The following is an 18,663-nucleotide window of genomic DNA, read 5'->3' on the forward strand; positions in this document are numbered from 1 at the left end:
CATGGTGGACCTCAATCCGCTGCACTACGTCAGCAAGTTCAACCACATGTTCGGTGATTCGGTCGCCAGTGGGCTGGAGTTCCTGGGGATCTCGGATCCGGCGGTGGATCCGGACGGGGTGCGGGAGATCGCGGCGAAGTGGCGGCAGTTGGCCACGGGGCTGGAGGACGCCTCGTCCGCGGCCGGCCGGGCGCTGTCGGGCGTGGAGTGGAAGGGGAAGGCGGCCAGGGCCTTCCACGGGCGGGCCAAGGACGCGCGCAAGCAGGCCGGTGAGATGGCCCACGCGTTGCGCGAGGGCGCCAAGGCGCTGGACGACTTCGCGGACAAGGCGCACGAACTGCTGTCCGAGATCGGCGTGATGCTGGTGGAGATCGCCGAGTTCGAGATCGCGGGGCTGGCCCTGTCCGTGCTGACCGCGGGTGCTTCCGAGGTGGCGTCGACGCTGATGGCGGGTGAGCGGGCGCTGAAGGTGGTGGCGCTGGTCGGCCGGATCGAGGAGGAGGGCACGGCGCTCGGTTCGGTGGTGCGCGGGGTGATGGAGGTCGTGCGGGGGGTGGAGCGGGCGCTGAGGGCGCTGAAGGAGGTCCGCGGGGTGGCGGCCGTGGGCCGGATGGCGGGCGAGGGGGCGAAGTTCTCCGCGTTCGCCACGCTGCTGGAGGACCCGGGCGCGTTCAAGGACCCGGACAAGCTGGCCGGCATCCTGACCGAGGGCGCGCTGATGGGCATCGGGTTCGGAGTGCTGGGCAAGACCCTCGGCAAGGGGCTGAAGGCGCTCAAACCCGGTGAACTGGCCAAGCTGAGCAAGCTGTTCAAGCTGAACTGCGCCACCTTCGAGCGGCTGGAGCTGAACCCCGCCTTCGACAGGCTGCCCGCCTCGGTCCGCAACATGGTCAAGACCTTCGTGCGCGACCCGGTCGACGTGGCGACCGGGGAGATGGTCCTTCCCCTGGTGGACGTCCGTCTCCCCGGTGTGCTCCCGCTGGTCCTGGAGCGCACCCACCTGTCGTCGTACCGCTGCGGCGGCTGGTTCGGGCCGAGCTGGGCCTCCACCCTGGACCAGCGGGTCCAGGCCGACGACGAGGGCTTCGTCCACGCCACCGCCGACGGCGCCCGCCTGTGCTTCCCCCGTCCAGACCTCCTGACCAACGAGCCCGTCCGCCCCGACACCCCCGGCTCCCGGCTCACCCTCGCCTGGGACACGGACACCGACGGCGCGGTCCGCGTCACCGACCCCGACTCCGGTCTGTCGTACGTCTTCCACAGCCCGGTCGCGGCCGCCGGCGGCACCGCCGTCGACCTGCCGTTGCAGCACATCCAGGACCGCAACGGCAACCGCGTCACCATCGAGTACGCGGAGGGCGACGTCCCCGGCGCGGTCGTCCACTCCGGCGGCTACCGCATCGCCCTCGACCACGACCCGGCCCGCTCCCGCATCACCGGCCTGCGCCTGATCGACCCCGCCCGCCCCGACCGGCCCGGCACCACCCTGCTCACCTTCGGTTACGACGAGCACGGCCACCTGAGCGAGGAGGTCAACTCCTCGGGCATGTCCACCCGGTACAGGTACGACGGCGACGGCCGCATGACCTCGTGGACCGACCGCAACGACCGCACCTACTGGTACCGCTACGACGATCACGGCCGCGTCGTCGCCACCGGCGGCACGGGCGGCGCCCTCGCCTCCACCCTCGCCTACGACGACGGCACCCGCACCACCCGCGTCACCGACTCCCTCGGCCACACCCGCGTCTACGAGCACAACGAGTCGCTGCGCCTCGTCCGGGAGACCGACCCGCTCGGCAATACCACCGCCCAGGAGTGGGACGAGGAGCTGCGGCTCGTCGCGGTCACCGATCCGCTGGGCCACCGCACCCGGTACGTGTACGACGAACGGGGTCTGGTCGTGTCGGTCGTACGACCGGACGGGCTGGCGACCCGGGCTGCGTACGACGAGTCGGGGCTGCCGACGTCGATCACCGAGCCGGACGGTTCGGTGTGGCGGCGGGAGTACGACGAACGCGGCAACCTGGTCCGCGTCACGGACCCCACGGGGGCGGTGAGCGGGGCGGACTACGATTCGGCCGGCCACGTCACCGCGTTCGTCGACGCGCTCGGCCACACCACCCGTGTGCAGTGCGACGCGGCCGGACTGCCCGAGCGCGTCGTCGACCCGCTTGGGGCCGCGGTGCGCTACGAGCGCGATGCGTTCGGACGGCCGGTGGCCGTCACCGACCCGCTCGGCCGCACGACCCGGTTGGAGTGGACCGTCGAGGGCAGGCCGGCGCACCGCGTCGCACCGGACGGTGCCGCCGAATCGTGGGCGTACGACGGGGAGGGCAACTGCGTCAGCCACACCGACGCGCTCGGCGGTGTCTCCCGTTTCGAGTACACGTGGTTCGACCTGCTCTCGGCGCGTACGGGCCCGGACGGTGCCCGCTACGAGTTCGTCCACGACCGGGAACTGCGGCTCGTCGAAGTCGTCGACCCCGGCGGTCTCACCTGGACGTACGAATACGACGCGGCCGGCCGGCTGGTCGGGGAAACGGACTTCGACGCTCGTGCGCGCCGCTACGCCCACGATGCGGCCGGTCGCATGAGCAGCCGTACGGACGCCCTCGGCCAAGTGACCGCCTTCGTGCGTGACGCGCTGGGGCGGGTGACGCGCAAGGACGCCGCCGGACGCGTCACGGCGTACGCCTACGACCCGATGGGCCGGCTCCTGGAGGCCGCGTGCCCGGACACGGTCCTCTCCCTCGTGCGGGACGGTGCGGGCCGGGTGCGCGCGGAAACGGTCAACGGGCGCACGGTCACCTACACCCATGACGCCGCCGGACGCCGCGTCGGACGCGCCACGCCCGCCGGTGCGCACAGCAACTGGACGTTCGACGCGGCCGGCAACCGGGTCCACATGGAGGTGTCCGGGCGCGGTATCGACTTCACCCACGACGCGGCGGGCCGTGAATTGTCCTGCCGGGTGGGCGGGATGCTGGACCTGGAGCGTTCCTACGACTCCGTCGGGAGGCTGATCGGTCAGACGGTGACGGCGCAGGGCGGGCAGCGGCTGCGGCACCGCGCGTACCGGTACCGCCCCGACGGGAACCTGACCGGAGTCGAGGACCGGCTCGCGGGCGTGCGCCGGTTCGATCTGGACCCGGCCGGCCGGGTGACCGCGGTGCACGCCCCGGGCTGGACGGAGACCTACGCCTACGACGCGGCGGGCAACCAGACGTCCGCCGCCTGGCCCGCCGCACACCCCGGCCAGGACGCCACCGGCCCACGCGAGTACGCCGGCACCCGGATCACCCGGGCGGGGAACGTCCGGTACGAACACGACGGGTTGGGCCGCATCGTCCTGCGCCAGCGGATCCGGCTCTCCCGCAAGCCGGAGACATGGCGTTACGAGTGGGACGCGGAGGACCGGCTGACCTCGGTGGTCACACCGGACGGCACCCGCTGGCGGTACGCCTACGACCCGCTGGGCCGCCGCACGGCGAAGCTCCGTATGGCCGCGGACGGTGAGACGGTCGTGGAACGCGTGGACTTCACCTGGGACGGCACGACGCTGTGCGAACAGACGACCCGTGCCGAGGGCGTGCCCCATCCGGTCACCCTCACCTGGGACTACCTGGGCGTGCAGCCCGTCGCCCAGACCGAACGGATCGTCGCCGACGACGACCGGCGGACCGTCGACTCCCGCTTCTTCGCGATCGTCACCGACCTTGTGGGCACCCCGACTGAACTCGTGGACGAACGGGGCGAGATCGCCTGGCGCACGCGGAGCACCGTGTGGGGCAGCACAGCCTGGGCGACGGACAGCACGGCCTACACCCCGCTGCGGTTCCCGGGGCAGTACCACGACCCGGAGACCGGGCTCCACTACAACTACTTCCGGCACTACGACCCGGAGACCGCCCGGTACCTGACCCTGGACCCGCTCGGACTCGAACCGGCGCCCAACCCGCTGACATACGTCCACAATCCGCACACGTGGGCCGACCCGCTGGGTCTCGCCCCGGCCTATGACGCGTCCAAACGGCTGCCCGAGATCACCGTGGGCAAGGACCCCGACGGCCACGTACCGTTCGATTCCTACGAGCAGGCGCGGAACAAGGCGCTGGACATCCTCGGGGACATCGACCCGCACACGCGGGAGCCTTACGAAAGTCGTATGGGGAAGTCCGCCGCGCTCGGCAGGATCGTCGGCTTCGAGACGCGCGTCGACGGGGTCTGGAAGCAGTTCCGCATCGACTACGATCCGGTGAAGGGTCCGCACATCAACGTGGCCGTCGGCAAAAACGGGCAACGGTACGCGGTCCGCTGGAACGGCACCGAGGCGGACATGCTGCGCATCCTGAGGGGGAACACCTGATGGCCCCGTCCAGTGCCTACGGCAGTGGCAGGAGACGGCTGGACGATCTGCTGGACAGCCTCCATCCCGGGGAACGCGACCAGTTCATGATCCTTGAGGCGGCCGAGGACGAGGCATTCACGGCCATGAGCCTGGACAGGTTCCCGCAGACGTCGTGGACCGGCATCGACTGGGAGCGGGCGGCGTTCTCGGAGCAGGTCTTCACGTCGGGGGAGACGGAGGCCGCCGGACTCGTCGGCAGCTGGCTTTCCCGCATGTCGTCCGACGACTCCCTCGTCGTGGTGTTCTGGGGCAACGCCCGGGTGCCCGCGGTGGCCATGGCGTCGAGGTGTGCGGCGCGCCACGCGGAGGAAATCCTCGGCACGAGTGACGATCTGTGGCTGTTCGTCGAGGATGAGGGACTCCTGATCGAGCACACCCACGACGGACGCCTCACCCTGGGCCGAGTGCCCCCCTCCGTCTGATTCGGAGGAGATCGCAGGAGAAGGGGTTCAACGCCTTCGAGTTCTACCTCGTCTTCACGCAGGTCGAAGGGCTCCGCGTCACGGGGTGGGGGGCGGCCGAAGCCAGGGAGGTCCGCCTCTGCGCCGGTGCCGGCGGATCCTTCGAGGTCGTTCTGGGCCAGGAGCGGTCCGGCATCGTGTTCCGGGCGGCTGCGGCCCGGCTGGCCCGGCCCCGCGCCTACCTGGCCTCGCGCAGCGCGTGATCCGTGCCCGCTCGGGCGCGGGCCCGTGAACGGACGCGGCCGCACGGCCGCCCCGTCCCACCCCGTCCTCTCCACGGGCGCACCCTCCCGCGGGCGCACCCGCCGCCCGGCCGGAGCCGGAGGGCGCGGCCCGGCTGGCGCCCCCCGGGTGGCTCACCGCCGTTCCCGCAGCATCACCACGCTCACCGCCCCCACCACGGCCATCACCGCCGACGCCACCATCGCCACGTCCGCCCCCGGGTCGTGCACGCCGTTCCTCACGCCCGTCACCGTGGCGGTCGTACCGCTCGCTGGCCGCCGTGCTGTACGCCGTGACCGGTGCGGCGTGGAGCGCGGTGGAGCGGGCCGTGCCGGACGCCCGATCGGCCCGGGGCCGGACGGGCGGCTCTCCTCCGGTCCGCCGGGACTACGCCAGCAGCGCGGCCAGCCTGCGCCAGGACTGGCGGGGGAGGGCGTCGCGGGGGCCGTCCTGGACGATCTGGAGGGCCACGTGGTCCGCGCCCGCCTCGTGGAAGGCGTCGATCCGCTTCCGCACGCGCCCCTCGTCCCCCCAGGCGAACAGGGCGTCGATCAGCCGGTCGCTGCCGCCGCCGGCCAGGTCGTCCTCGGTGAAGCCGAGCCGCAGCCAGGTCCTGGTGTAGTTCGGCAGGGTGAGGTAGGGGGCGAGGCTCTCGCGGGCAAGGGAGCGGGCGCGGGCCGGGTCGGTCTCCAGGACGACCTTGAGCTCCGGAGCCAGCAGTGGGGCGCCGCCGAGGACCTCGCGGGCCTGCGCGGTGTGCTCCGGGGTGACCAGGTAGGGCACCGCGCCCGCCGCCCGGTCGCGGGACAGCCCGAGCGTCTTCGGGCCGAGGGCCGCCAGGACACGGCGCCCGGCGGGCACGCCGGCCGCGTCCAGGGCGTCGAGGTAGGCGACCAGCGCCGAGTACGGGCGGCGGTACTGGTCGGCCAGCTTGGCGTGGCTCACGCCCAGGCCGAGGACGAAGCGGCCGGGATGCGCCGCGTCCACCTCCGCGAACGCCGCCGCGCTCGCGTCGGCCCCGTACTGCCAGATGCTCTGGATGCTGGTGCCGACGACGAGCGTGCCGGTGGCCCGCAGGAGCGGTACGGCGTGCCGGGCGGCACTGCTCCCGCCCAGCCACGCGGCCCCGAAGCCGAGCTCCTCCAGCTCGGCGGCGGCCTCGCCGATCTCCCCGCGCCGGGCGGGGTCCTCGTCGCGCAGGCCGATGCTCCAGACGCCGTGCCGTCCGACGGTTTCCTTCAGCGGGTCGCTCATCGGTGTCGAGGTCCTTCCGGTCGGGGCGGGGTCGCCGTGCGCCGTGACGGCCGTACAGCGGTGCCAACCGGGGGGCACCCGGATCAATTCCGCGCTTCCGGCGCTTGCCTCAGGAACTCCTCCAGCGCCTCGACCACGAGTGCGTGGTCCTGGAGTTGGGGGAGGCCGGAGACCGTCACCGCACCGATGATGCCCACGTCCACCACGTTCACGGGGAACGAACCGCCGTGCGCCGCGTACGTGTCGGCATCCAGGCGGGAGGATTCCTCGAACGTGGTGCCCCTGGCCCGGAAACGGGCGCCGACCAGGTAGGAGGAGGCGCCGTAGCGCTCCACCACCCGGCGCTTGCGGGCGATCCAGGCGTCGTTGTCCGGGGTGGAACCGGGCAGGGCCGCGTGGAAGAGCTGCTGGCCGGCCCGGTGGACGTCGATGGCGACGGGGGCCTGCCGCCCGCGGGCCAGGTCCACCAGCAGGCAACCCAGCGCCCAGGCGTCGTCGTGGGTGAACCGCCGGAACACCAGGCGGCGTTCCTGCGCCTCCAGCTCCGCCACGCTCGGGGTGGTCTGCGGGTGGTGCATCAGAGGGTCACCGTCACCTTGTCGCGGGCGGACCGGCGGGCCGCCTCCAGTACGTCGAGGGCCGCGGCCGCCTCCAGCGCGGTCACCGGGTTGGCGCCGGCGCCGGTCAGGGCCGTCGCCACGGCCGCGTAGTAGGCCGGGTAGTCGCCCGGCAGGGTCGGCACGGGCCGCCCGCCGCCGGTCAGCGGGGACTCACCGGCACCCAGGCGCCCCCACAGCGCCTCGGGCTCCGCACCCCACCCGGCGGCCGTGCCGGGCCGGTGGCCCTCGCGCAGGGCCGCCTCCTGCGGGTCCAGCCCGTACTTCACGTAGCCCGCCCGCGAGCCCAGGACCCGGAAACGGGGGCCGAGCTGGGGCGTGGTCGCGGAGACGTGGAGGTGGGAGCGGACGCCGCCGGCGTGGGTGAGCGCGATGAAGGTGTCGTCGTCGGTCTCGGCACCGGGGCGGCGCACGTCCGTCTCGGCGTAGACCTGGACGGCCGGGCCGAACAGGACCAGGGCCTGGTCGACGACGTGGCTGCCGAGGTCGTAGAGCAGGCCCCCGATCTCCGCCGGGTCGCCGGACTCGCGCCAGCCGCCCTTCGGCTGCGGGCGCCAGCGCTCGAAGCGGGACTCGAAGCGGCGCACGTCGCCCAGCTCGCCCTTCTCCAGCAGCCCGCGCAGGGTCAGGAAGTCGTTGTCCCAGCGGCGGTTCTGGAAGACCGACAGCAGCAGACCGCTCTCCTCGGCGAGCGCGGCCAGCCGGCGCGCCTCGGCGGCGGTGCCGGCGACCGGCTTGTCCACGACGACCGGCAGGCCCGCCCGCAGGGCGGCCGTGGCCAGCGGCACGTGCGTCCTGTTCGGGGACGCGATGACGACCAGGTCCAGCTCGTCGGCGCGGGCGAACAGCTCGTCGGGGGTGCCGACCGGGCGGACGTCCGGGAACTCCGACCGGGCCTGCTCCCGCCGCCCGGGGTCGGAGGTGACCACCGTGTCCAGGACGAGGCCCTCGGTGGCGCCGATCAGCGGGGCGTGGAAGACGGAACCTGCCAGGCCGTAGCCGATCAGGCCGACGCGGAGGGGGGTGGGGGTACCAGTCATGCCCCCACTTTGGCAACGCTGTTGCCAAAGTGCAAGCGGTGGGGAGAATGGGGGAGTGAGGAGCGCGAGGGGCACGAGCGGGAACGGGGCGGCCGGCACGCCGGGGCCGGCAGGGCCGGCGGGGACCGGCGCGGGCGGGGCGGCGGGGGCGAACCTGCTCGCGCTGCGGTCGCACAACACCGCGCTCGTGCTCGACCTGCTGCGCGTGGCCGGGGCGGAGGGCATCAGCCGACTGGAACTGGCGGAGCGGACCGGGCTGACCCCGCAGGCCGTCAGCAAGATCACCGCCCGGCTGCGGGACGAGGGGCTCGCGGCGGAGGCCGGCCGGCGGGCGTCCACGGGGGGCAAGCCGCGGACGGTGCTCCGGCTGGTGCCGCAGGCCGGGCACGCGGTCGGGGCACACCTGGACCGGGACGAACTGCGGGCGGTGCTGGTCGACCTCGACGGAACGGTGGTCGGACGGCGGCGCGCGGCACTGGACCTGGGGGCCGGGGCGGAGGACGTGCTCGGGACGGTGGCCGGGGTGGTGGCGGAGCTGGTGCGGGAGGTTCTGGGGGTACCGCACGCCGGAGCCGGAGCCGGAGCCGGAGCCGGAGCCGGAGCCGGAGCCGGTGTGCGGGGGGCCGGGGCGGCGCTGCTCCGGGCCGGGGACGCGGCGCCGGGCGCCGGGCGCACGGCCGGGACGGCGCCGCCCGGCGCGGCCCGTGGGCTCGCGGGGACCGGGTCGCTGCTCGGCGTGGGGGTCGCGCTGCCGGGGCCGCTCGATCACGCGCGAGGGGTGCTGCACCGGGTCACCGGGTTCCCGGAGTGGGACGGGTTCCCGCTGCGGGACGCGCTGGCGGGGCTGCTGGGGGTGCCGGTGGCGGTCGACAAGGACACCAACGCCGCGGCGCTCGGGCTGTCGGTGCGCGGGGAGGGCGGGTCCTTCGCGTACCTGCACCTCGGGACGGGACTGGGAGCCGGGCTGGTGATCGGCGGAAGCGTGCACCGGGGGGCGCGGACCGGGGCCGGGGAGTTCGGGCACCAGGTCGTCCAACTGGACGGACCGGCGTGCGAGTGCGGCGACCGGGGGTGCGTGGAGGCGCTGTGCCTGGCGGCCGCGGCACGGGGCGAGGCGGGAGCGGCGGCGCGGGCGCTGGGGGTGGGGGCCGGGAACCTGGTCGGGCTGCTGGACATCGACCTCGTCCTGCTGGGCGGGCGGACGGTCGCCGCGGCGCCGGAGACGTACGTCCGGGGGGTCGCCGAGGTGCTCGGGGCTCGGGCCCGGCGGGAGGGGGGCGTGGCGGAGCCGGTGCCGGTGCGGATCGCCCCGGGCGGGGAGTGGGGGGTCGCGGAGGGGGCCGCGCAGTTGCTGCTGGCACCGGTGTTCGGACGGGCGGACGGATAGGCGGCGGTGCCCGGTGCCCGGTGCCCGGTGCCCGGTGCCCCCGGGACCCCCGGGCGTTCCGGCCCGCGGCCACGGCGCCCGGCCGACGCGCCCCCGCCCCCCGGCGGGCCAGGGGAACCGCGCGACCAGCCGCGCCGCACCCGCCCCTGCGCCCGCACCCGCAGCCGGAAGGCGCCCCGCGGCGCCCCGGCCGCGCCCTCGCCCCTTGCGCTGATCGGGCGCAGTTCCCGCTCCCCCCGGAGTGGCAACCCCCGTCCCGCCCCGCCCCGGCATGGTGATGTGTTCATGCGACTGTGCACGTCCCTTTCCCTCTGCCTCGCCGCAGCCGCCGCTCCCGTCCCAGCGTTCGCGGGGGTCGCCCCCGCGGACCCCGCGTCGTCCTGCGCGGCCCCCGACGCCCGCACCTTCCCGCTGACCACCCGTGTCCACGGCGGCCCCGACTCCTACGAGGCGGGTGGTGGCTTCGGCACCTGGTACATCGACCTCACCAACACCACCGGCCGCACCTGCGCCGCCATCCACCCGGTCGTCGTCCTCGTCGACGACGGGCGGGCCCTGAAACCGTCCCAGCCCCAGCTGGAGTTCTACGAGGGCTCCCGTCCCCGGCCCGTCCGCTTCGAGAGCACCGACGAGCAGGAACTGGTCGGTGTGCTCGACGCGGAGGGGTTCGACGGGTTCACCGTGGCGCCCGGAAGGACCGTCACCGTCAAGGTCAGGCTCTCGCTCACCTCCGACGCCGTCCCCGACCACGTGACCGCCAACGCCGCCGTCGTCCAGCGCCGGGGTCAGGACGGGGACTGGGTCGGGCAGTCCAACGCCTACCGCTTCGGCATCACGCGCGACGGCGAGGGCGTCCAGGACCCGCAGACCGCGCAGGCGACCCCGAGCGGGAGGGAGACCGCGAAGGGGAACGAGACCGCGGCAGTCCCCCGGGCCACCGAGGCAGGCAGCCCCACCGCAGCCCCCGCGTCCGCCGGAACCGGGGAGGCGGACGGCACGGCGACCAGTCCCTCCCCCGTCGGCAGCCCGCGCCCCGTCGGTAGCCCGCGCCCCTTCCCGACCGGCACCCCGCCGGACCCCTTTCCTCCCTCCCCGCCCTCCCTCCCCTTCGCCCGGAAGACCGCGGAAGGGGGCGAGCGGGCCGGGGAACTCGCCGGCACCGGCCTCGGCCTCGGCCTCGCGCACGGACTCCCCGCCGTCGCCGTCGCACTCGTCGTCGTCGGCGGCACCGCCTTCCTGCTCGCCCGCGGACGCCGATGACCCGGCACCGAAGGCACGGGCACGGCGCCGAGCACCACGGCCGGGGCGCGCGCACCGGGCTTCCGGACGGGGCGGCCCGCGCCACCGGCCCGTACCGCACGGCGGGAGCGGCGGGACCTGCGGGAAGGCGTACGACCGCACGCGCGGGCAGTGGTCCCGGCGGCGGGCCGGCGTCGGGAGCGGCCGGGTCCGGGCCCCGGGCCGGCCTGATTAGGCTGGTGGGCGTCGGCACGCCGTGGTTCCGGCGCCCCCGCTCCTTGACCGCACGCACGCCAGGAGACGCACACACATGGCAGACCGCAAGCCCGTCGAGTCGTGGCTCACCGACATGGACGGCGTCCTGATCCACGAAGGCGTCCCGATCCCCGGTGCCGACGCCTTCCTGAAGAAGCTGCGCAAGTTTGGACGGCCCTTCCTGGTCCTCACCAACAACTCCATCTACACCGCCCGCGACCTCCACGCCCGGCTGCGCCGGATGGGCCTGGACGTGCCGGTGGACAACATCTGGACCTCCGCCCTGGCCACCGCCCAGTTCCTGGACGACCAGCGGCCCGGTGGCAGCGCCTACGTCATCGGCGAGGCCGGTCTGACCACCGCCCTGCACGACATCGGCTACGTCCTCACCGACCACGACCCCGACTTCGTGATCCTCGGCGAGACCCGCACCTACTCCTTCGAGGCCCTGACCAAGGCGGTCCGCCTGATCAACGACGGTGCCCGGTTCATCGCCACCAACCCCGACAACGTCGGCCCGTCCACCGAGGGCGACCTGCCCGCCACCGGCTCGGTCGCCGCGCTGATCACCGCCGCCACCGGCAAGAAGCCGTACTTCGTGGGCAAGCCCAACCCGCTGATGATGCGGGCCGGACTCAACGCGATCGGCGCCCACTCCGAGACCTCCGCGATGATCGGCGACCGCATGGACACCGACGTCCTGGCGGGTCTGGAGGCCGGCATGCGGACCTTCCTGGTGCTGAGCGGCGTCACCCGGCCCCAGGACGTCGACCGCCACCCCTTCCGCCCCTCCCAGGTCGTCGACTCCATCGCGGACCTGGTCGACCTCGTCTGAGCGGGTGAACCCGGCCTCACCCGTTCGGGGCAGCGGGGCGTCTGCCGGGGATGCGGGGGCGCTCCGGACGGGGGAGCCTCCGGATAACTGGAGGTTCACGATGGGCTCACTTCGCCTCACTGTCTGTGCCGCGCTCCTCGCCGTCATCGCCCTCGCCCCGGCCGCCCGCGCGGCCGGGGCCGGCCACGGAGTCGCCGTGGCCCCGGCCCGCCCGACCCCGGGCACCGACGTGGCCCTGCGGGTGGACGGCTGCGCCGGGTCGCGGGGCACCGCCGCCTCGGCCGCCTTCGTCGCCGACGCGAGGCTGACCGGCGCGGAGGGTGAGCTGTCCGGCGAGACCCGGGTGCGCTCCTCGCTCCCGCCGGGCACCTACGAGGTGAGGATCGCCTGCGCCGATTCCGTGCTCACCGACCGGATCACCGTGGCGGCCACGGCGGCCGGTCACTTCGCGGCCCCCGACCGGAGCGGGCGGGGCGACCACGCGGCCCGGTCCGGGCAGGTGCACCGGTCCGGCGACGCGGCCCGGCCGGGGCGGGCGGACCCGTCCGGGCAGGTGGACCGGTCGGAACGGGCCGGCCGCCCGGGACAGCGGCCCGCCGCCCCCGCCGTCCTGCCCGCCTCGTCGGCCTCACCCGTCGCCCCGGTCCGGGCGGGCGGGGGCGGCACCGCGCGCTTCGCCACCGTGGCCACCAGCGGGTCCGGTCCCGGAACCGTCCAGGCGGTGACCGGTCTGGCCCTCGCCGGGTCCGCCGCGGCCGCCGTCGGGCTGTTCACGGCCCGCCGGAGCCGTGAGGCGGACTGAGCCGCATGTCCGGCGACCACGGGCACACCTCCGGCACCGGCCGTCTCGTCACGGTCCTGGTCTGGACGGTCCTGCTGCTCGGACTGTGGCTGTGGGGCCGCGGCGTGACCGGCGTGCCGCAGGGCCCGGCCGGGCCCGCCCCCGGCGACGCGGCCGGACCGGGCCGGACCGCCGGGGCGGCCGGGCTGCCGCCCGCGGCCGGACCGCTGCGCGCGGCGGTGCCGCAGCGCATCGACATCCCCGGACTCGGGGTGCAGGCACCCGTGGTGGCGCGCGGGCTGGACGCCCGGGGCGCCGTCGACCCGCCGCCGCTCGACCAGCCGGGAGTGGTCGGCTGGTACGGCTCCGGCACCGCGCCCGGCGCGGCGGGGGTGGCGCTGATGGTGGGGCACGTCGACACCGCGACCCGGCCCGCCGTCTTCCACGGGGTCAGCGCCCTCGCGCCCGGCCAGAAGGTCCGGGTGGTGCGCTCGGACGGCACGGTCGCCGAGTTCACCGTCGACGACGTCCGCGTGCTGCCCCGCGACCGCTTCGACGCCCGGCAGGCCTACGGCCCCCGTGAACCGGGCCGCGCCGAACTCCGGCTGATCACCTGCGGCGGCACCTTCGACCGGACGACCCACAGCTACACGGCCAACGTGGTGGCCTCGGCCTACCTCACCGGCACCGGCCGCTGACAGCCGCCCGCGTCACCGTTCGGCGGGCTCGGGCGCGTCCGCGGCGGCCAGGCGCGCGCGGACGTTGCCGAAGTGGTCCCTCACGGCCCGCTCCGCCCGGACGGAATCACCGGAGCGGACCGCGTCCAGGATCTCCCGGTGCTGCCGGCAGGTGACCCGCGGGTCCTGGGGCACGTCCACCAGGTCCCGCTGGACGCGGTGGAAGGCGTCCCAGAACGCCTCCAGCACCTCGCTCAGCAGCACGTTGTCCAGCCCCCGGTAGAGGGTGGCGTGAAACGCGCGGTCGGTCTCGGCGAGGCCGGCCCCTTCGGCGGCCTCCTGCTCCATCCGCCGGACCAGGGCCGCCAGCTCCAGGAGGTCCGCCTCCGGCAGCCGCCCGGCCAGCCGCGACACCAGTCCGGTCTCGACCGCCTCGCGCAGCTCCAGCAACTGCAGCAGGGAGTCCTCGCCGCGGTAGTGCCCGGCCACCGTGCGGAAGGCCAGGCCCTCGATCATGGGGGCGAGCGACATCGGGCCGACGTACGTCCCGAACCCGTGCCGGATCTCCACGATCCCCATCGCCTGCAGCGCCTTCAGCGCCTCGCGCACCGAGTTCCGGCTGGCGCCGAGGAACTCCATCAGTTCGGGCTCGGTCGGCAGCGGGGCGCCCGAGGGCAGCCGGCGGTCGACGATGAGCTTCTTGATCCGCTCTTGGAGGTCACGGGCTGCCATGGCCAGAGGGTATCCGGCCAAACAGCGGAAAGGCCCCCCGCTCGCACGGGGGGCCTTTCCGGTCGGTGCGCCGCCAGGGACTCGAACCCCGGACCCGCTGATTAAGAGTCAGCTGCTCTAACCAACTGAGCTAGCGGCGCCTGCTGACGACAGAACTCTACCCGACCTCCGGGGGTGCTCCGGACCGGCCCCGCCGGGACGCACCGCCGGGAGTGAGTCCCGTACGTCATTCGGACCGTCAGCATGCGCGCCCGCGGGACGGTTGGGAAACTGGCCGACGTGCACACCCGCGGACACCCTCCCCCGACTGTGAGGCAGATCGCACGACCGCTGCGGCGGTCGGGGCGTCCGGGCCCGTGACCGGCGGCGGCCGCCCCGGCCGCGTCCGCCGGGGGCGGACGGGTCCCGGCCCGCTGCCCGGCCGCCGTGGCGGTCGCCCCGCGGCCCGGGGTGCGGCGGCCCGCGCATGACCCCCGGCGGTCGGGCGGACTGCCGCGAAGCGGGCCGTCGGGACCTCCCGGTGCGCCCGGGGCCGGCTGTTCGCCCGGCCGCCCCGCCCGTTCGGACCCTCGCGGACGCCCGCCCTCTCCCGCCCACTTGCGCCCACCCGTCCCCCCGCCCCACCCGTCCCCCCGCCCCACCCGTCCCCCCGCCCCACCCATCCCACCCGTCCCACTCATCCCACCCGTCCCACTGTCATGACGCGTCTGGCGCGGAGGCTGGAGGCACCCATGAGCACGACCACGTCGCACACGCCCGCACAGGCGCCCGAACCCGAGGACCGTCCCGGCGACCATGCCGAGGGGACGGCGGGCAGCGCGGCCGCGGCCACGACCGCCCGTCCGGCCCGGCTGATCCAGAACGAGGTGACCACCAGGATCCCCCTCCACCTGCTCTTCCGCGACGAGCCCGGCCCGGTGCCGGTCCCGCCGGGACCGGCCGTGGTGGGCCGCCGGCGGGGCACCGGCGAGCAGCTCCGCATCGCACGCCCCGCCCCCGCCCGCGGGCGCCCGCTGCCGGAGGCCGACCCGGAGCTGGAGGAGCGTGCGGCGCGGGTCCTGCCCGGGGCGGCCGGGGTGCTCGCCGGGGTGGGCGGCCTCGCCGGATGCCTGGCCGCCTCCTGGTGGGCCGGTGTGCTGCCGCCGTTCGCGACGCAGGCGCTGCGCCTGCCGGAGTACGCGGGCCCGGGGCTCGGTCCCGCGCAGTGGGCGGCCCTCGCCGGGACCGGGGCGCTCGGGCTGTTCGGGTTCGGTGGACTGGCCCGGGGGCGGACCGGGCGGGCCTGGGTGCTCGGTCTGTTCGGCGGGTACCGGGGGACGGTCCGGCGCACCGGCCTGCTCTGGGTGAACCCGTTGCTGCTGCGCCGTCCGGTCGACGTGCGGCTGCGGCACTGGCGCAGCGGGGTGCTGCCGGCGGCGGACGCCGACGGGGTGGCGCTGCGGGTGGCCGTGCTCGTGGTGTGGCGGGTGCGGGACACCGCGCGGGCCCTGCTCGGGATCGAGGGCCACGAGGGCTACCTGCGCGAGTGCGTGGAGGCGGCGCTGGCACGGGTGCCGGTGGGGCTGCCGGGCGGCGGGGCGGACGCGGCGGGGGACGCGCTGACCCGGCTGGTGGCGGCGGAGACGGCGCCGGCCGGCCTGGAGGTGTTCTCGGTGCAGCCGGTCCGGGTGGAGTACGCGCCCGAGGTCGCCGCCGCGGTGCACCGGCGCCGGATCGCCGCGCTGGACGCCCGGCGGCGGGCCTCCATGGTCACCTCGGTGGTGGACTCGGTGGAGGACACGGTGACCCGGCTGACCATGCGCGGTCTGGTCGGGCTCGACGACTGCGAGCGCAAGGTCCTGGTCCGCGACCTGACGGTGGCGTTCTGCTCGGGGCGCGGGGAACCGGCCTGGGACTCCCCGGAACGGGACTCATGATTGGTATGGACATGTTCAAGTGACGGCAATAATCTGAGCCTTGGTCTAGACCTACCTGCACAGCGCACGGCCACTGAACCTCCCCACGTTCTCCAGGAGCGGCAGCATGCGCATCAAGACCAAGGCGTCCGCAGTCGTGCTGGGTGTGGTGACCGCCGGAGCGTTCGCGCTCTCCACCGGCGGCGCCAGCGGGCACGGCTACACCGACCTCCCCATCAGCAGGCAGAAGCTCTGCCAGAACGGCACCGTGGCGAACTGCGGCCAGATCCAGTGGGAGCCGCAGTCCGTCGAGGGTCCCAAGGGCTTCCCGGCCGCCGGCCCCGCCGACGGCCAGCTCTGCAACGGCGGCCTGGGCCAGTTCGCCCAGCTCAGCTCGCCGACCACCCCGTCCGGCGCGGCCTGGCCCACCACCAGGGTGACGGGCGGGCAGTCGTACACGTTCCGCTGGCAGTTCACCGCCATGCACGCCACGACCGACTTCAAGTACTACGTCACCAAGCAGGGCTGGAACCAGAACCACGCCCTGTCCCGCTCGGACCTCAACCTCACCCCGTTCCTGACGGTGCCCTACAACGGCCAGCGCCCGCCGGCCACCCTCAGCCACAGCGGCACGCTGCCGACCGGCCTGAGCGGTCACCACGTCATCCTCGCGGTGTGGACGATCGCCGACACGGCCAACGCGTTCTACGCCTGCTCCGACGTCACCTTCTGACCCGGCGGCAGGGTCCGCGCACGCCGAAGGGCCCCTCGCCGCGCGAGGGGCCCTTCACGGTGCGCCGCCAGGGACTCGAACCCCGGACCCGCTGATTAAGAGTCAGCTGCTCTAACCAACTGAGCTAGCGGCGCATGACTCCCGCCGCCCGCTTCCCGCGGTCGGCGACGAGGAAAATACTACCTGGCCCGCGGGGGTGCTCCTGACCACCGGGACCGCCGACGGGCCCGTTAGAGCGTCAGGGACAGCAGGACCGGTGCCGCGCTCCGGTTGAGGGCGTCGGCGGCCCGCTCCAGCCGGTGGGCGTGCTCCACCGGGAGCGACAGGGCCAGGCAGCCCACCGCCGAACCCGCCCTGATCGGCACGGCCGCGCAGACCGTGCCCACCGCGTACTCCTGGAGGTCCAGCACGGGCGCCGTCGGCGGCTGGGACTCCAGGCGGGACAGCAGCAGCTTGTCGCTGGTGATGGTGTGCGAGGTGAGGCGGGCCATCCGGTGCCGTGCGAGGTGGTCGCGGCGGGCTTTGGGGTCCAGCTGGGTCAGCAGGCTCTTGCCGACGGCGGTGGCGTGGGCGGAGCAGCGGAAGTCGACCCACTCGTTGACCGCCGGGGTGGCCGGGCCGGCGGCGTACTGGGTGACGCGGACCTCGCCGTCCACGTACCGGCTCATGTAGACGGCCGCGCCCACCGCGTCGCGCAGCCGGTCCAGGGTGCGCTGGAGCTTGTCCCGCAGGGCCCGCTCGCGGTCGTGCGCGGAGGTGAGGCGGCGCAGGCTCTCGCCGGTGACGTACGCCCCGTCGCTGATCTGCTCGACGTAGCCCTCGCGGCGCAGCATGCGCAGCAGGACGGTGAGCCGCTCGGGCTCCAGGCCGGTGCGGCGGCCCAGCTCGGTGGCGGTGACGCCGCCGGGGTGACGGGCCACGGTCTCCAGCACGCGCAGCGCGTCCTGGGCGGAGTGGTCGTGGGCGGTCGGCTCGTGCATCAGCGCCACGGTTTCCCCCTGCGCTCGCTGTCTTGGCCGCGAAGTCCGGTCGGCGGATCGGTCCCACGGTACTGGGCGGGGCGCCGCCGCGGAGGGTGTGTTGACAAGAAGGTGACCGCCCGGTAGCGCGTCGGCCGGCCCGTTCGTCAGTGGCTGGGCACGTAGCCGCGCCGCTTGTCGACCACGTTCACCAGGGGCCGGCCCGCCGCCCAGCGCTCGTACAGCTCCACGAACTGCGCGCCCAGCGCGTCCAGCCGGCCCACCGTGTCGCCGCTCATGTGCGGGGAGGCGATCAGCCCCGGCAGCCCCCACAGCGGGCTCGTCCCGGCCAGCGGTTCGGCCGCGAACACGTCCAGGGCCGCGCCCGCGATCCAGCGCCCCGTCAGCGCCTCGGCCAGGGCGTCCTCGTCGACCAGCCGGCCGCGGCCGACGTTCACGAAGACCGCCGAGGGCTGCATCACCCCGAACCGGTGCGCGTCGAACATGCCGCACGTCCGCTCGGTGAGCGGCGCGGCGGCGATCACCCAGTCCGCGCGGGAGATCAGCCGGTCCAGGTCGTCCGGGCCGTGGACGCCGGTGCGCGGCACCCGGCCGACCAGCGCCGTGGTCACCCCCAGCGCCTTCAGCGTGCGCGCGATCGCCCGGCCGACCGGCCCCGAGCCGACCACGCACGCGCGCGTGCCCGCCACCATCCGGGTCTCCCGGTGCCGCCAGGTCCGCTCCCGCTGGTACTCCAGCGTGCGCGGCAGGTCCTTGGCGACCGCCAGCACCAGCGCGGCCACGTACTCGGCGATCGGCCGGTCGAAGATCCCGCGCGCGTTGGTCACGACCGTGTCGGAGGCGGCCAGGGCCGGGCACATCAGGTGGTCCACGCCCGCGCTCGCCGTGTGCACCCAGCGCGGGCGCGGCCCCGGACCGGGCCAGGCCTCGCGCACCGCGGACGAGGTGAAGTCCCACACCAGCAGCGCGTCCGCCGCCGGCAGCCGCTCGGCGAGACCGGCCGCGTCGGTGTGCACGATCCGGGCCCGGCCGGTGAGCCGGCCGAGCCGGGGCGGCGGCGGGTCGGCGTCCAGCACGAGGAGGGTGGGCAGGTGCGGCGTCATTCGGGGCGGCTCCCGGCGTCCGGCGTGCGCGGACCGACCAC

General features: G+C 74.9%; 14 protein-coding genes, 2 tRNA genes and 1 pseudogene. 9 read left to right on the forward strand and 8 right to left on the reverse strand.

The features are described 5' to 3' along the window. Position 1 precedes the first annotated feature (1 nt). Together QQY24_RS19795 and QQY24_RS19800 are read left to right on the forward strand one after the other, a co-directional pair. Positions 2–4,369: a DUF6531 domain-containing protein gene (locus tag QQY24_RS19795; protein WP_301974028.1), complete on the forward strand. Its 4,368-nt coding sequence runs from the start codon at positions 2–4 to the stop codon at positions 4,367–4,369. Next, positions 4,369–4,833 carry a hypothetical protein gene (locus QQY24_RS19800; protein ID WP_301974029.1) on the forward strand — a complete coding sequence of 155 codons (465 nt, stop codon included), beginning with the start codon at positions 4,369–4,371 and terminating at the stop codon, positions 4,831–4,833. The genes QQY24_RS19795 and QQY24_RS19800 overlap by 1 nt, the downstream gene beginning before the upstream one ends. Positions 4,834–5,481: 648 nt before the next feature. Here the strand turns inward: QQY24_RS19800 and QQY24_RS19805 are convergent. From QQY24_RS19805 to QQY24_RS19815, 3 genes are all read right to left on the reverse strand, one after another. Next, the gene (locus tag QQY24_RS19805) at positions 5,482–6,348 is read right to left on the reverse strand and encodes an LLM class F420-dependent oxidoreductase (protein ID WP_301974030.1); all 867 of its coding nucleotides are present in this window, start codon (positions 6,346–6,348) and stop codon (positions 5,482–5,484) included. Positions 6,349–6,431: 83 nt separating this feature from the next. Continuing rightward, positions 6,432–6,926, reverse strand: a complete 495-nt coding sequence (locus tag QQY24_RS19810) for a heme-degrading domain-containing protein (RefSeq protein ID WP_301974031.1) — start codon at positions 6,924–6,926, stop codon at positions 6,432–6,434. Beyond that, positions 6,926–8,005, reverse strand: a complete 1,080-nt coding sequence (locus QQY24_RS19815; RefSeq protein ID WP_301974032.1) for a Gfo/Idh/MocA family oxidoreductase — start codon at positions 8,003–8,005, stop codon at positions 6,926–6,928. Before QQY24_RS19815 ends, QQY24_RS19810 begins: the two co-directional genes overlap by 1 nt. Positions 8,006–8,159: 154 nt before the next feature. On the opposite strand from QQY24_RS19815, the gene QQY24_RS19820 reads away from it, so the two are divergent. From QQY24_RS19820 to QQY24_RS19840, 5 genes and pseudogenes are all read left to right on the forward strand, one after another. After that, positions 8,160–9,392, forward strand: a complete 1,233-nt coding sequence (locus QQY24_RS19820) for an ROK family transcriptional regulator (RefSeq protein ID WP_301976294.1) — start codon at positions 8,160–8,162, stop codon at positions 9,390–9,392. Positions 9,393–9,671: 279 nt separating this feature from the next. Next, positions 9,672–10,226: pseudogene (locus QQY24_RS19825) on the forward strand (hypothetical protein); the annotation flags it as partial. Positions 10,227–10,941: 715 nt separating this feature from the next. Then, positions 10,942–11,721, forward strand: a complete 780-nt coding sequence (locus tag QQY24_RS19830; protein ID WP_301974033.1) for an HAD-IIA family hydrolase — start codon at positions 10,942–10,944, stop codon at positions 11,719–11,721. 100 nt (positions 11,722–11,821) lie between these two features. Then, complete coding sequence (locus QQY24_RS19835; RefSeq protein ID WP_301974034.1) at positions 11,822–12,523, forward strand: hypothetical protein; 702 nt, start codon at positions 11,822–11,824, stop codon at positions 12,521–12,523. A 5-nt stretch (positions 12,524–12,528) separates the two neighbouring features. Next, entirely contained in the window at positions 12,529–13,200 is a 672-nt protein-coding gene (locus QQY24_RS19840; protein WP_301974035.1) for a class F sortase, read from the forward strand. 12 nt (positions 13,201–13,212) lie between these two features. Here the strand turns inward: QQY24_RS19840 and QQY24_RS19845 are convergent, their stop codons facing one another. Then, the gene (locus tag QQY24_RS19845; RefSeq protein WP_301974036.1) at positions 13,213–13,911 is read right to left on the reverse strand and encodes a FadR/GntR family transcriptional regulator; all 699 of its coding nucleotides are present in this window, start codon (positions 13,909–13,911) and stop codon (positions 13,213–13,215) included. A gap of 66 nt (positions 13,912–13,977) precedes the next feature. Beyond that, positions 13,978–14,051 (reverse strand) — tRNA-Lys (locus QQY24_RS19850). A gap of 591 nt (positions 14,052–14,642) precedes the next feature. Between QQY24_RS19850 and QQY24_RS19855 the strand changes: the two genes are divergently transcribed. Together QQY24_RS19855 and QQY24_RS19860 are read left to right on the forward strand one after the other, a co-directional pair. Further along, positions 14,643–15,827: an SPFH domain-containing protein gene (locus QQY24_RS19855; protein ID WP_301974037.1), complete on the forward strand. Its 1,185-nt coding sequence runs from the start codon at positions 14,643–14,645 to the stop codon at positions 15,825–15,827. Between the two features lie 106 nt (positions 15,828–15,933). After that, on the forward strand, positions 15,934–16,539 hold the full coding sequence (locus tag QQY24_RS19860) for a lytic polysaccharide monooxygenase (RefSeq protein ID WP_301974038.1): 606 nt from the start codon (positions 15,934–15,936) through the stop codon (positions 16,537–16,539). A 60-nt stretch (positions 16,540–16,599) separates the two neighbouring features. On the opposite strand, the gene QQY24_RS19865 is transcribed toward QQY24_RS19860, so the two are convergent. From QQY24_RS19865 to QQY24_RS19875, 3 genes are all read right to left on the reverse strand, one after another. Beyond that, positions 16,600–16,673 (reverse strand) — tRNA-Lys (locus QQY24_RS19865). Between the two features lie 96 nt (positions 16,674–16,769). After that, the gene (locus QQY24_RS19870; RefSeq protein WP_301974039.1) at positions 16,770–17,528 is read right to left on the reverse strand and encodes an IclR family transcriptional regulator; all 759 of its coding nucleotides are present in this window, start codon (positions 17,526–17,528) and stop codon (positions 16,770–16,772) included. A 137-nt stretch (positions 17,529–17,665) separates the two neighbouring features. After that, positions 17,666–18,622 (reverse strand): D-2-hydroxyacid dehydrogenase, encoded by a 957-nt coding sequence (locus QQY24_RS19875; RefSeq protein ID WP_301974040.1) that lies wholly within the window; start codon positions 18,620–18,622, stop codon positions 17,666–17,668. Between the last annotated feature and the right edge of the window lie 41 nt (positions 18,623–18,663).

The sequence above is a fragment of the Streptomyces sp. TG1A-8 genome (assembly GCF_030499535.1).
Classification (GTDB): domain Bacteria; phylum Actinomycetota; class Actinomycetes; order Streptomycetales; family Streptomycetaceae; genus Streptomyces.